The sequence below is a fragment of the Kitasatospora sp. NPDC056800 genome (assembly GCF_042789775.1).
In the GTDB taxonomy this organism is placed as follows: domain Bacteria; phylum Actinomycetota; class Actinomycetes; order Streptomycetales; family Streptomycetaceae; genus Kitasatospora.
Genome location: NZ_JBHUAL010000257.1, coordinates 1 through 12233 on the forward strand (window position 1 = coordinate 1; position 12233 = coordinate 12233).

14 protein-coding genes and 1 riboswitch are annotated in these 12233 nt (G+C 72.3%); of the genes, 3 read left to right on the forward strand and 11 right to left on the reverse strand.

Going from position 1 to position 12233, the window contains the following annotated elements; translation table 11 throughout:
* Positions 1 to 368 precede the first annotated feature (368 nt).
* Entirely contained in the window at positions 369 to 1889 is a 1521-nt protein-coding gene (locus ACFRQN_RS36560; RefSeq protein ID WP_181970676.1) for a sensor histidine kinase, read from the forward strand.
* 473 nt (positions 1890 to 2362) lie between these two features.
* Here ACFRQN_RS36560 and ACFRQN_RS36565 read toward each other — a convergent pair whose 3' ends face one another.
* Together ACFRQN_RS36565 and ACFRQN_RS36570 are read right to left on the reverse strand one after the other, a co-directional pair.
* The gene (locus tag ACFRQN_RS36565; protein ID WP_014138019.1) at positions 2363 to 2614 is read right to left on the reverse strand and encodes a WhiB family transcriptional regulator; all 252 of its coding nucleotides are present in this window, start codon (positions 2612 to 2614) and stop codon (positions 2363 to 2365) included.
* Positions 2615 to 2983: 369 nt separating this feature from the next.
* Positions 2984 to 3955, reverse strand: coding sequence for a diacylglycerol/lipid kinase family protein (locus ACFRQN_RS36570; protein WP_380744849.1), 972 nt, complete (start codon positions 3953 to 3955; stop codon positions 2984 to 2986).
* Between the two features lie 50 nt (positions 3956 to 4005).
* Here ACFRQN_RS36570 and ACFRQN_RS36575 point away from each other — a divergent pair, with 50 nt between their 5' ends.
* Entirely contained in the window at positions 4006 to 4434 is a 429-nt protein-coding gene (locus ACFRQN_RS36575; protein ID WP_049649428.1) for a hypothetical protein, read from the forward strand.
* Between the two features lie 69 nt (positions 4435 to 4503).
* On the opposite strand, the gene ACFRQN_RS36580 is transcribed toward ACFRQN_RS36575, so the two are convergent.
* From ACFRQN_RS36580 to sodN, 8 genes are all read right to left on the reverse strand, one after another.
* Complete coding sequence (locus ACFRQN_RS36580) at positions 4504 to 5553, reverse strand: SigB/SigF/SigG family RNA polymerase sigma factor (RefSeq protein ID WP_380744851.1); 1050 nt, start codon at positions 5551 to 5553, stop codon at positions 4504 to 4506.
* 180 nt (positions 5554 to 5733) lie between these two features.
* Positions 5734 to 6144: an anti-sigma regulatory factor gene (locus tag ACFRQN_RS36585; RefSeq protein WP_049649429.1), complete on the reverse strand. Its 411-nt coding sequence runs from the start codon at positions 6142 to 6144 to the stop codon at positions 5734 to 5736.
* A gap of 188 nt (positions 6145 to 6332) precedes the next feature.
* Positions 6333 to 6809, reverse strand: a complete 477-nt coding sequence (locus ACFRQN_RS36590) for a GNAT family N-acetyltransferase (RefSeq protein ID WP_049649430.1) — start codon at positions 6807 to 6809, stop codon at positions 6333 to 6335.
* Between the two features lie 10 nt (positions 6810 to 6819).
* On the reverse strand, positions 6820 to 7203 hold the full coding sequence (locus tag ACFRQN_RS36595) for a nuclear transport factor 2 family protein (RefSeq protein WP_049649431.1): 384 nt from the start codon (positions 7201 to 7203) through the stop codon (positions 6820 to 6822).
* Between the two features lie 90 nt (positions 7204 to 7293).
* The gene (locus tag ACFRQN_RS36600; protein WP_380744853.1) at positions 7294 to 8286 is read right to left on the reverse strand and encodes an ABC transporter substrate-binding protein; all 993 of its coding nucleotides are present in this window, start codon (positions 8284 to 8286) and stop codon (positions 7294 to 7296) included.
* Positions 8287 to 8302: 16 nt separating this feature from the next.
* On the reverse strand, positions 8303 to 9106 hold the full coding sequence (locus ACFRQN_RS36605) for an ABC transporter ATP-binding protein (RefSeq protein ID WP_380744855.1): 804 nt from the start codon (positions 9104 to 9106) through the stop codon (positions 8303 to 8305).
* A complete protein-coding gene (locus ACFRQN_RS36610; RefSeq protein ID WP_074001420.1) occupies positions 9103 to 10182 on the reverse strand; it encodes an iron ABC transporter permease in 1080 nt (359 codons plus the stop codon). The genes ACFRQN_RS36605 and ACFRQN_RS36610 overlap by 4 nt, the downstream gene beginning before the upstream one ends.
* Positions 10183 to 10304: 122 nt before the next feature.
* Positions 10305 to 10430, reverse strand: a riboswitch (cobalamin riboswitch).
* An 81-nt stretch (positions 10431 to 10511) separates the two neighbouring features.
* Entirely contained in the window at positions 10512 to 10907 is a 396-nt protein-coding gene (sodN, locus tag ACFRQN_RS36615) for a superoxide dismutase, Ni (protein WP_049649434.1), read from the reverse strand.
* Between the two features lie 276 nt (positions 10908 to 11183).
* On the opposite strand from sodN, the gene sodX reads away from it, so the two are divergent.
* A complete protein-coding gene (gene sodX, locus ACFRQN_RS36620) occupies positions 11184 to 11546 on the forward strand; it encodes a nickel-type superoxide dismutase maturation protease (RefSeq protein WP_082345175.1) in 363 nt (120 codons plus the stop codon).
* Between the two features lie 7 nt (positions 11547 to 11553).
* Here sodX and ACFRQN_RS36625 read toward each other — a convergent pair whose 3' ends face one another.
* Positions 11554 to 12135 carry a CGNR zinc finger domain-containing protein gene (locus ACFRQN_RS36625; RefSeq protein WP_049649436.1) on the reverse strand — a complete coding sequence of 194 codons (582 nt, stop codon included), beginning with the start codon at positions 12133 to 12135 and terminating at the stop codon, positions 11554 to 11556.
* Positions 12136 to 12233 lie beyond the last annotated feature (98 nt).

Sequence of the window (12233 nt, forward strand, 5' to 3'; positions counted from 1 at the left end):
GGGTTGTGGACCGGGGCCGGCTCGTTGAGCGGCGGAGACATGGTTCCGGGGGTGGAAAACACTACGGGCCACGGCGCCGACACGGGACCCTCAACCCATGCGGCACCGCAGCCCGGAGCTGTCGTCGGGCGCCAGATGGGATCGAGAACTGTGCGGGGTCCTCGATCTGCGGCGTCCGACCGAGGAGGGGCCGCGCGCGGTCAGGGCAGTTGCGCGGGGACCTCTCCTTGGTGCCCTTCCATTGTGGACTAGACCAATCTCGGTTGTCCAGGCCTCCCGGAAAATTGGTCTAAACAACTCAGGGGGTGTCCGGACCCGGCGGGAGGCCTGGCGCGCCCGGCCCGGACCGGCGGCGCTACCCTCGCCATGTGCCCTCGCTGAACGAACTCGTCCGCCGCCACACCACCCTCACCGGGGCCGACGTGGAATGGCTCCACCACCTGGTCTCGGAGTGGCAGCTGCTCTCCGACCTCTCCTTCGCCGACCTGGTGCTGTGGATCCCCACCTGGGACGGCATCCGCTACGTCTCGGTGGCGCAGATGCGGCCCAACACCGGGCCCACCTCCTACCAGGACGACATGGTCGGCCACCTCGTCCCGCGTGGCCGCCGCCCGCTGCTGGACGCCGCCTTCGACGAGGGCCGGATCGTGCGCGAGGGCGACCCGGAGTGGCGCGAGGAGGTCCCGGTCCGGGTCGAGTCGATCCCGGTCCGGCGCGAGGGCAAGGTGCTGGGCGTGATCGCCCGCAACACCAACCTGCTGACCGTCCGCACCCCCAGCCGGCTGGAGCTCACCTACCTGCAGAGCGCCTCCGACCTGGCCCAGATGATCGCGGCCGGCTCCTTCCCCTTCCCCGGCGTCGAGCAGGCCGACATGGACGCGGCCCCCCGGGTCGGCGACGGCCTGATCCGGCTGGACGCGGACGGCGTGGTCACCTACGCCAGCCCCAACGCCCTCTCCGCGTACCACCGCCTCGGCCTCACCACCGACCTGGTCGGCAGCCACCTCGGCCGGGCCACCGCCGACCTCGCCCCGCCGTCCCGCTCGGCCGTCCACGAGGCGCTGGTGAAGCTGGCGAGCGGCTGGGCGCCCCGGCAGACCGAGGTGGAGGCGCAGGGGGGAGTGGTGACCCTGCGGGCGATCCCGCTCAAGCCCAAGGGCACCCTGACCGGTTCGCTGGTGCTCTGCCGGGACGTGACCGAGCTGCGCCGCCGCGACCGCGAGTTGATGACCAAGGACGCCACCATCCGGGAGATCCACCACCGGGTGAAGAACAACCTGCAGACCGTCGCGGCCCTGCTGCGGCTGCAGTCCCGCCGGATGGAGTCGGAGTCCGCCCGGGCCGCGCTGGACGAGGCGGTGCGCCGGGTCGGCTCGATCGCGATCGTGCACGAGACGCTCTCCCAGGCGCTGGACGAGCAGGTGGCCTTCGACGAGATCGCCGACCGGGTGCTGGCGATGGCGATGGAGCTGACCCAGGACGGCCGGGTGGCGACCCGCCGCACCGGCAGCTTCGGGATCCTCTCCGCCGAGGTGGCCACCCCGCTGTCGATGGTGCTGACCGAACTGCTCCAGAACGCCCTGGAGCACGCGTTCGGTCCGACCGCCTCCGGGAACCTTGAGGTCAGCGCGCTGCGCGGGCGGGCCCCGGCGACCGGCAAGGGCTGGTCGGACACCTGGAACGGCGGCGCCCGGCCGGAGGAGTACCTGCTGATCACGGTGCAGGACGACGGCCGGGGCATGCCGGAGGGCTTCGACCCGAAGACGGCGGGCAACCTCGGGCTGCAGATCGTCCGGACGCTGGCCACCGGCGAACTGGGCGGCACCTTCGACATGGTGGCCGGCCCGAACGGCGGTACGAAGGTGATCCTGGAGATCCCCGTCCGCTGAGATCCCGGTCCGTCGCGGCCGCGGCCGCGGCCGCGACCGCGGGGAAACCGTTGCGCGGGGATGCGCACAGGTGCGTGGAGGGGGCGTGCGTCCGGCGGAAGCGCCGGGTGCGCGCACCCGCACGCCGGGGTGCGGAACGGGGTGCGGAAACAGAAACGAGGCCCTGTCGACCGGGGGGGGTGGGTCGACAGGGCCTCTCAACCCGTTCCGGCCGTCGGGGGGAGTCGGCCGGAGCGGGGGCTCTGGGTGGTGCGACACCTCGCCGGTGCGTTGCACACGGTGAGCGCCACAGCTCCACGATATTGCTCTAAGTGAACAGTATCAAGTGCTTGGGCGGGTCCGGTGTCGCGGGACCTGGCTGGGCGAGGTCCTTGGTGCGGAAGGCTTCACCAGGAGGTGCAGGGAAGCCTTTGATCATGTGTCGATCGGTACTGCGGTCACTGCTGGTACTACGGCGTGTGATCGCCGGGTGATCAGGCGGTGCGGGCGCGGTTGCGGGCTGCACGGCGCTTCATCGCGCGGCGCTCGTCCTCGCTCATGCCGCCCCAGACGCCGGCGTCCTGACCGGTCTCGAGCGCCCACTGGAGGCACTGCTCCATCACCGGACAGCGGCGGCACACGGCCTTGGCTTCCTCGATCTGCAGCAGAGCAGGACCGGTGTTCCCGATCGGGAAGAACAGCTCGGGGTCCTCTTCGCGGCAGACAGCGCGGTGGCGCCAGTCCATGGTCGTCCAACTCCTCCTGCCGCGGGGGGTGGCCCGATCGGCATAATCGAATGGCTTGTGAATGTGAACGCTTTCACGAATCCCGCAACAGCAAAAGAGACCAAAGGCCCGTCGGGCCCGGGTGGTCTGTGCTGGGGGGGATTCGGCGATTCGAGGGACACCCCGCGGTCGGCGCTCCTGTGGTTCCGGAGTTGCCGTCGCTGCGATGTGTCCCGATCGCCATGTAGAGGTTCGCAAACCTCGGGCTCGGATACAACCCCCTTCGGGGAGGAATTTTGGATTCTTCGGTGTCGCCTAGCTCACAGCCAGTACTTCTATGGAGTGAAGGGGGCTTGTGCGTTCGAGAAGAAGGAGGAACCCCCCTTCCAGTCACACAATCACACGCAGTGCCCGCCGTACGCCTGTGAAACTGACGCGACTCCTGTCTCCAAGATGGTCCCCGTCGACCTGGAACGGGGCCGGTTCCTCCGAAACCAAGGTGAAGTGTCTGACGTCGTGATAGGAGACGACGTGCTTCCCGGAGGGGCCGCTGGGAGGGGCGCCGTCACTCGAAGTCGTGTACGACCGCAGGATCTGACGGACCGTTCGAGCGGTGCCGAACGCCGTCATCCGGGTGATGCCGAAGACGTCCAGGTCCGTGTCGAAGGAGGCGAGCGGTGAGGGGTAGACCGGACGGTTGCCGAGGAACGTCCAGGGAGAGGTGTTGCTGACTATCGACAGCACCAGGCCCGGAACCCGCTCGTGGCCCGGCAGCTCCAGGGAGACGGGGCCGGAACGGCGCTGCTCACGCTGGGTGAAGTAGTGCCGCAGGGCCTGGCCGACGTACAGGGCGTGGGTGGACTTGCGCCCGGCCCGGCGCTGCTCCTCGACCCGCCCGACCACCCCGGCGTCGAAGCCGAGGCCGGCGGTGAAGGTGAACCAGCGGTCCGGCAGCCCCTCGGTCATCGCCTTGCCCAGCCCGATCGGCCGCTCCCGGCCGTGCTCCAGCGCGTCCAGCAGGGCGCCGGTGGCCTCCACCGGGTCGTTGGGCAGGCCCAGCGCGCGGGCGAACACATTGGTCGAACCGCCCGGCACCACGGCCAGTCGCGGGACCTTCTCGCCCGGGCCGTGCGCCAGCAGCCCGTTCACCACCTCGTTGACGGTGCCGTCCCCGCCCAGCGCCACCACCAGGTCGACCGTGCCGTCCTCCGCCGCCTCGCGGGCCAGGTCGCGCGCGTGGCCCCGGTAGCGGGTCTCGGCGACCTCCAGCTTGAGATCGCTGCGCAGGGCGTGGATCAGGACGTCCCTGGTCCGGCCACTGGTGGTGGTGGCCTTGTGGTTCACGACCAGGAGAGCGCGCATGGGGAAAGCCTACGGGTCGGTACGGAGCAACCGGCGGCTACCCTGCTGGAGTGACCGCAGAAACCTCCGCACCCGTACCCTCGGCCGGATCCGGCCGCCCGGCCTCCCTGACCCTGGGCGCCGCCATCACGGCCCTGGCGGGCGCCGCGCTGGCCGTCGTCGGCGTCTGGGACATGGTGGCCGCGCTGTCCGGCCAGTCCAAGCAGCTGGCCCTGAACGAGTTCGGCGGAGCGGTCATCGTGCTGCTCGGGGTGCTGCCGGTGCTGGCAGCCCGCGCCCTGCTCAAGGAGCGCCGCTGGGGCCGCAGTCCGGCGGTGCTGACCAACTCGATCTGCCTGCCGGTCGGCTACTACATGGCCGAGAGCGGCGGCGCGATGATCGCGGTCGGCGTGCTGGTCGGGGCGCTCGGCCTGGTGGGCATCGGCTGCCTGCTGAACCCGAAGTCGACGGCGGCCCTGTACGCCCCGTCCGAGGACTAGGGGTACAGGGCCGCCGGGAGCCTGAAGCCGGGGGGGCCTCAAGCCGGGGGGACTGAAGGGGCGTCAGTCCTACTCCTCCACCAGGAGCTTCTCCCGCAGCTGGGCCAACGTCCGGGCCAGCAGCCGGGACACGTGCATCTGGGAGATCCCCACCTCGGCGGCGATCTGCGACTGGGTCATGTTCCGGAAGAACCGCAGCACCAGGATCTTCTGCTCCCGGGGCGGCAGTTGGGCCAGCAGCGGCTTGAGCGACTCGCGGTACTCGACGCCCTCCAGCGCCTCGTCGGTCGCGCCCAGGGTGTCCGCGACGGCCGGCGACTCGTCGTCGCTGTCCGGCACGTCCAGGGACAGCGTGGAGTACGCGTTGGCGGACTCCAGGCCCTCCAGGACGTCCTCCTCGGAGATCCCCAGGTGCTCGGCCAGCTCGTGCACCGTGGGGGAGCGGCCGTGCCGCTGGGAGAGTTCGCTGGTCGCCGTGGTGAGCGACAGCCGCAGCTCCTGGAGGCGGCGCGGGACGCGCACCGCCCAGCCCTTGTCGCGGAAGTGCCGCTTGATCTCCCCGACGATGGTCGGCGTCGCGTAGGTGGAGAACTCGACCCCGCGCTCGTGGTCGAAGCGGTCCACCGACTTGATCAGGCCGATGGTGGCGACCTGGGTCAGGTCGTCCAGCGGCTCGCCCCGGTTGCGGAAGCGCCGGGCCAGGTGCTCGACCAGCGGGATGTGCATCCGCACCAGCTGGTTGCGCAGCTCGACCCGCTCCGGGGAGCCCTCGGGCAGTGCGGACAGCCGGACGAACAGCGCGCGGGCGGCCTCCCGGTCCGGGGCGCCGGTGCGGTGCGAGCCCTGGGCGGGCAGGGCGACGTGCGGCTCGACCTCGGCCGTCGGCTCGGCCTCGACCGCCGGTTCCGTCCCGACGGCCGGGGCCGTCTCGTCCACCGGGTCCGGCGGGGGCGCGGAGGCAGGCGTCGGCTCGGACGTCGGCTCGGTGGGGTGGCTCATCCGCTGGGCGTCCTTCGGGTGCGCTTCGTCGTTGGCGGCGAGGCCGGGAACGCTCGCCTGGGTCGGTACGGCAGGTCCCGCCGTCGCGAGGCCGGTACGGTCCAGATCACTCACGGCCATTCCCCCGTTCCGTTCCGGGAGCACCGGGGCCGGTGGCCCCGGAATCGTCTCGTTGGTCGTACCGCGTGGGTGGCGGTACCGGGAGCCGTCCGTCGGTCCCCTGAGCGGGGGAGCGGCGGACGGCCCTTGCGCGGGTGCTGCTCGGTGCTGCTCGGTCGTGCGGTGCGGTCCGGCGCCCGACTAGTGGGAGGGGGACCCGCCGCGCTTCTTGTGCAGGCTGATCGTCACGGTCCTGTCCTCGGCGACCGAGGAGTCGACCTCGCCGGCCAGGGCGGAGAGCACCGTCCAGGCGAAGGTGTCCCGTTCGGGAGCCTTGCCGTCGGTGGTCGGGGCGGAGACGGTGACCTTCAACGAGTCGCCGACCAGCCGGAACTCGCAGGACAGTACGGAGCCGGGCACCGCCTGCTGGAGCAGGATGGCGCAGGCCTCGTCGACCGCGATCCGCAGGTCCTCGATCTCGTCGAGCGTGAAGTCCAACCGGGCCGCCAACCCGGCCGTCGCTGTTCGCAGGACGGAGAGGTAGGCCCCGGCTGCGGGCAGCCGGACCTCCACGAAGTCCTGAACGCCGAGATCGCCGTCGATCTGGGACACCCTTGCCTCCTGGGTGGCGCGCTGTGCTTTCTTGGTACCCCGCTTGTTACCGCTTGCTACCCCCGAAGGGGGCCCGGCGCCGCGGATCCGCCATCGCTCTGCCTTCCGCACCCCGGTTCGGGAGTTACTCATGGTAAGGCATTGCGACGCAGGGTGGCAGACCCTTTCCCCGGACTCCCGGGAGCCGTTCAGCGCTGCCCGGCGGCGGCCAGCGCCCCGTCGGAGAGCCGGTACACCGTCCACTCGTCCATCGGCACCGCGCCGATCGACTTGTAGAAGTCGATCGAGGGCTGGTTCCAGTCCAGGACCGACCACTCGACCCGGGAGTAGCCGCGCTCGACGGCGATCCGGGCGAGTTCCAGCAGCAGCGCCTTGCCGTGGCCGCCGCCGCGCGCCTCCGGGCGGACGTACAGGTCCTCCAGGTAGATCCCGTGGGTGCCGCGCCAGGTCGAGAAGTTGCGGAACCAGACCGCGAAGCCGACCGGTTCACCGGTGGCGTCGTCCTCGGCGATCAGCCCGAACAGGGCCGGGTTCTCGCCGAACAGGGCCTCGTGCAGCTGCTCCTCGGTGGCCTTCGCCTCGTGCAGGGCCTTCTCGTACTCCGCGAGTTCGCGGATCATGGCGTGGACGACGGGGACGTCGGTGGCGACGGCGGTGCGGATCATGTCCGTGAGCCTACTGCTCGGGACCGGTCTCGTCCCAGGCCTGGAGGGAGGTCTGGTCGATGATCCGGCCGTCCCGCAGACCGGCCATCGAGGACATCAGCACCCGGACGCCGTCCGGGTACCGGCAGGACTCCAGGAAGGCGACGTGGTCGCCCTGGACGACCACCTGTTCCAGTGTGTGGGTCATCTCGCGGCCGTAGACGTCGTCCAGCATGGCGCCGATCTCCTCCCGCCCGTGCATCACCAGGGGGTGGCTGGGCTGGGTCTTGCGGTCGACCATGCGCAGTTCGGCGTCCTCCGCGTAGAGCGCCAGGAGGGCCTCGGCGTCGCGGCGCTCGATGCCCTCGCGCAGTGCGCGGGTGTCGAAGGCGGCGGGGGCCGTCGTGGTGGTCATGATCTCGCTCCTCCGGTCGGGTTCCGTCGGCTCGTACCTTGAGCGTACGCCCGCGGCCGCCCGGACCCGGAGGAGCGGGATCCGGGCCGGTCAGGGGGCCGGCACGGTGCGCAGGTAGGCGGCCAGCGCGCTGATCGCGGCCGGGTTGCGCGGGCTCTCCACCAGGTCGACGTAGTCCATGACGAAGATCCGGCCGTTCCTGACCGCGGCGACGTCGGCCAGCGGCGGGAAGGACATCAGGAACTTTCGCTTCTCCTCGGCCTTCGGCGTCGCGTAGTCGTTGATCACGATCACCTCGGGGTCGCGCTGCACCACGCTCTCCCAGCCGGCCGTGACCCAGCTGTCGGCGAGGTCGCCCATGATGTTGGTCCCGCCGGCCTTGGCGATGATCTCGTTGGCGGCGGCGAACTTCCCGGCGGTGTACGGCTTGTCCTGCCCGCTGTCGTACAGGAAGACGGACGGGTGGCGCTCGGCCGGCGGGACGGCGGCGATCCGCGCCTTGAAGTCCGCGATCAGCTGGTCGGAGCGGTCCTTGACGTCGAAGATCTCGCCGAGGTTGGCCAGGTCGGTGTAGAGCGCCTCCAGCGGGTCCATCACGCCGCGCTCGGTGCCCTTGCCGCTGCGGCAGGACTCGCTGAGCACGTACGAGTCGACGCCGAGCGCCCTGAAGGCCTGCGGGGTGACGCCGCTGCCCTCGTCGAAGCCGTAGTGCCAGCCGGCGAAGACCAGGTCGGCCTTGGCGTCCAGCGCGATCTCCTTGGTGAGGATCTTCTTGGAGAGCCAGGTGGTCTGCTGGTAGCCGTCCTTCCAGGCGACCTGGTCGATCTTCCCCTTGTCGTCGGGCATCACGTAGCCGGCCATCCGGTCGGCGAGGCCGAGCGAGAGCATCAGTTCGGTGATGTTGACGTCGTTGGTCACCACCCGGGCGGGCTTCTGCGCGAAGGTGAGCTTCTCCCCGCAGTTGTCCACCGTCACGGGGTAGTGGGCGGAGGCGGTGGCGGCCTCCTTCGGGGCGATCTCGGCGCCGCAGCCGACGAGTCCGAGGGCGAGCAGGGCGGTGGCGGCAACGGCCTTGGTGCGCACGGGAGTTCCTTGGGGGTCAGGGGAGGCGGTCGAAGAGCAGCTGGAGGGCGCCGGTCTCCGGGTGGCGCACCGGGGTGCCCCGGACGCCGAACACCTCGGCCAGCAGGGCGGGTCGGAGCACCTCGTCGGGCGGCCCGGAGGCGACGATCCGGCCGTCCCGCAGGACGTACAGCAGGTCGCAGTGGCCCGCCGCCAGGTTGAGGTCGTGCAGCGCGGTGAGCACCGTCGGACCGGCCTCGCGGGCGAGCACCAGCACCTCCAACTGGTGCGCGATGTCGAGGTGGTTGGTGGGTTCGTCCAGCACCAGCAGGCGCGGCTCCTGGACCAGCGCGCGGGCGAACAGCACCCGCTGCTTCTCGCCCCCGGACAGGCTCAGGAAGCCCCGCTCGGCGAGGTGCCCGGCCCGGACCTTGCGCAGCGCCTCGGCGCAGCGCCGCTCGTCCCCGTCGACTTGGGCGCCGAAGCCGCGGCGGTGCGGCAGCCGGCCCATGGCGACCACCTCGGCGACGGTGAAGTCGAACTCGGCGGAGTGCTCCTGGGTCAGCGCGGCCACCCGGCGGGCGCTCTCGCGGGCGGTGAGGGCGTGCAGGTCGTCGCCGGCCAGCCGGACCACGCCGCCGGCCGGCTTCAGCACCCGGTAGACGCAGCGCAGCAGGGTCGACTTGCCGCTGCCGTTGGGGCCTATCAGGCCGACCACCTGCCCGGCGGCGGCCGCCAGGCTCACCTCGTGGACCAGCCGGGTGCCGGCCAGCTCCACCGAGACGCCGTCGACGGCGAGGTCCTGGGCGTGCACCGGGGTCGGGTCGGTCGTCGCGGTCACCGGGCACCTCCGAAGGCCTGGCCGCGGCGGCGCATCATCACCAGGAAGGCGGGCACGCCGAGCACCGCGGTGAACACCCCGACGGGCAGTTCGGCGGGCGCCAGCAGGGTGCGCGAGGCGATGTCCACCCAGACCAGCAGCAGCGCCCCGGCGAGCGGCGCGACCACCAGCACCCGGCGGTGCCCGGCGCCGACCAGCATCCGCGCCAGGTGCGGCATCAGCAGCCCGACGAAGCCGATCGCCCCGCTGACCGCGACCACGGTGCCGGTGACGGCGGCGGTCACCACGAACAGCTCGCGGCGCAGCCGGTCCGGGTCCACGCCGAGCGAGGCGGAGGTCTCGTCGCCCATCGCGAGCGCGTCCAGCCGCCCGGCGGTGCAGGCCAGGTAGGCGAGCCCGGCCAGCACGGTGACGGCGGCGATCGGCACCTTGCCCCAGGTGGCGCCGCCGAGGCTGCCGAGCAGCCACATCATGACGTCCCGGGCGGCCTCGCCGCGGTCGGCGGCGAAGACCATCAGGGTGGTGGCGGCGGAGAAGCCGTAGGACAGCGCGGTGCCGGTGAGCACCAGCCGCAGCGGGGTGAGCCCGTACGCGGTGCGGGCCGCGACGTAGACCAGGGTCATGGCGGCCAGCGCGGAGCCGAAGGCGGAGGCGGAGATCGCCCACACCCCGAGCGAGGCGAAGGCGCCGAACAGCATCACGGCGTTGGCGCCGACGGCCGCGCCGGAGGAGATGCCGAGCACGAAGGGGTCCGCCAGCGCGTTGCGCACCAGGGCCTGGACGGCGACCCCGCAGGCGGCCAGCCCGGCGCCGACCACGGCGGCCAGCACGGTGCGCGGCAGCCGGATCTCCCAGACGATCGCGTACGCGGCCGCCTCGTCCGCGTCCAGCCGGCCGCCCGTCAGCCCGGCGCCCAGGAGCCGCAGCACCCGGGGCAGGCCGAGCCCGGAGGAGCCGAGGGCGACCCCGCAGACCAGGGAGAGCAGCAGGGCGGCGGCGAGGCCGGCGGCGAGCGGGACGACGGGTATTCGGCGAGCGGGCGGGCCGACTGCACGGTTGACGGGTGCGCGGTTCACGGGTGCGCCTTGCCTCGGGCCGGGAGCGCGCCGGGGCGGGCGCGGGCCGGGGGCGTGCCGGGGCGCCGTTCCCCTCGCAGTCCGCGGCGAGTTGTCGGGAGGTCGGCGGCCGAGGGCGATCGGGCTGGCGCGGCCGTACGGGCGGGTACGGGCCGTGCTCACCGTTGCGGGTCAGCGCCGGATTCGCACCGGACTTCCCCCTCGGACGCCCTGGCAGCATAACAGCCACTCAGGGCAGGCAACCCTTACCGGGCCGGGTCGGACGTGAACGCACGACCGCCCCCGTCCGGCGGTGCGGACGGGGGCGGTCGGGTGGCGACGCGTCAGGCTCAGGCCTGCTTGGTCTCCCAGAAGATCTTGTCGACCTGGGCGATCAGGTCGAGCAGGGCCTGGCCGGTGGCCGGGTCCGTGGACGCCTTGGCGGCCGAGGCGGCCTTCAGGGTGTCGTTGATCAGCTGGTGCAGCTGCGGGTACTTCTCGAAGTGCGGGGCCTTGAAGTAGTCGCTCCACAGCACCGAGATGTGGTGCTTGACGGCCTCGGCGCGCTGCTCCTTGATGATGACGGCGCGGGCGCGGAAGTGCGGGTCCTCGTTGGCCTGGTACTTCTCCTGGGTGGCCTTGACCGACTCGGCCTCCAGCTTGGCCTGCGCGGGGTCGTAGACGCCGCAGGGCAGGTCGCAGTGGGCGTGGACGGTGGCGCGCGGTGCAAACAGACGAGAGAACATGGGAGTCCTTCCTTAGATCGTCTTCCCGCGCCCGAGATTACCCTTCCGCCCTCCCGGTTTCGCGATCGGGCGGTGGGCCTAGGGCGAAAGACGGACCGGGAACCGGCGCAATCCGGACATCGGACGGACGGCGGTCCGTACGGCAGACTGGGGGCGCGAGCGGGGGCGGGAGGAGGAGTCGTGGCGCGGAGCACGCGAGCGGAGGGCGCCGGGGCGGGGGAGCGCGGCCCGGGCGGCGCGCTGCCGTTCGGGCTGGTCGACGTGGCGGGGCCGTCGATGGTCCCGACCCTGCGCGAGGGCGACCGGCTGCTGGTCCGCTACGGCGCGCCGATCCGGCCCGGCGCGGTGGTGGTCTTCCGGCACCCGTTCCAGCAGGACCTGCTGGTGGTGAAGCGGGCCGCCGAGCGCCGGGCCACGGGCTGGTGGCTGCTCTCCGACAATCGCCCGGTGGACAGCGACAGCCGCAGCTACGGCGCCGTCCCGGACGAGCTGGTGCTCGGCCGGGTGCTGCTGCGGCTGCGCCCGAGCCCGGTCTGGCTGGCGCCGGGGCGCCGGCTGGAGCGGCTGCTGCTCACCCCGCGGCTGGCCCGGGTGCCGGGCCTGGCCCGCCGGCTCGGCGCCTGGGTCGAGGAGGTCTAGCGGGCCGCTACGCCCGGGCCGCCGCCTCCGCCTCCAGGCGCTTGCGGGCCCGGTAGGCGGCCACGTTGGCGCGGGTCGCGCAGCGGTCCGAGCAGTAGCGGCGGGAGCGGTTGGTCGAGGTGTCCAGGTAGGCGTTGCGGCAGGGCGCGGCCTGGCAGATGCCGAGCCGGTCGGCGCCCAGCTCGGTGAGGTGGACGGCCAGGCCCATGCAGGCGACCGCGCTGAAGTGGGCGGTGGCGGTGGGGGAGTTGTCGGCCAGGTGCAGGTGCCAGCGCGGCCGCCCGGCGTCGTCCAGGTAGTCGTGCCCGGAGATCAGCGGGCTGACCGGGTACTCCATCAGCAGGCTGTTCAGCAGGTCGACGCCGCGGATCTCGTCCCCGCCGGCGGCGGCCTCGAAGACCCCGCGCAGCCGGGTCCGCACCGCCCGCAGCCGGGGCACGTCGGACTCGTCGGCGAGCGAGCGGGCCCGCGAGGAGTCGGAGAAGAGACCGCGCACCGCCTCCACGGAGGTCAGCGAGTCGGTGCCGCGCTCGGGCTCCTCGGTGTTCACCAGCCGGACGGCGAGATCGGCGTAGGCGGCGAGCTCCACAGGGGTCCTTCCAGGGGGGTCGGTAACGGGCTGACTGCCTCCAGCCTATTACCCGGGCGGGCAAAACGACGGCGCCCGGCAGGAGTGACCAGCCGGGC

What these genes read in the sequence shown, in the direction of transcription:
- ACFRQN_RS36565 (WP_014138019.1), bottom strand. Translation starts at nt 2,614, where the DNA reads ATGGACTGGCGCCACCGCGCTGTCTGCCGCGAAGAGGACCCCGAGCTG.
- ACFRQN_RS36570 (WP_380744849.1), bottom strand. Translation starts at nt 3,955, where the DNA reads ATGCGCGCTCTCCTGGTCGTGAACCACAAGGCCACCACCACCAGTGGC.
- ACFRQN_RS36580 (WP_380744851.1), bottom strand. Translation starts at nt 5,553, where the DNA reads ATGGCCGTGAGTGATCTGGACCGTACCGGCCTCGCGACGGCGGGACCT.
- ACFRQN_RS36590 (WP_049649430.1), bottom strand. Translation starts at nt 6,809, where the DNA reads ATGATCCGCACCGCCGTCGCCACCGACGTCCCCGTCGTCCACGCCATG.
- ACFRQN_RS36595 (WP_049649431.1), bottom strand. Translation starts at nt 7,203, where the DNA reads ATGACCACCACGACGGCCCCCGCCGCCTTCGACACCCGCGCACTGCGC.
- sodN (WP_049649434.1), bottom strand. Translation starts at nt 10,907, where the DNA reads ATGTTCTCTCGTCTGTTTGCACCGCGCGCCACCGTCCACGCCCACTGC.
- sodX (WP_082345175.1), top strand. Translation starts at nt 11,184, where the DNA reads ATGGTCCCGACCCTGCGCGAGGGCGACCGGCTGCTGGTCCGCTACGGC.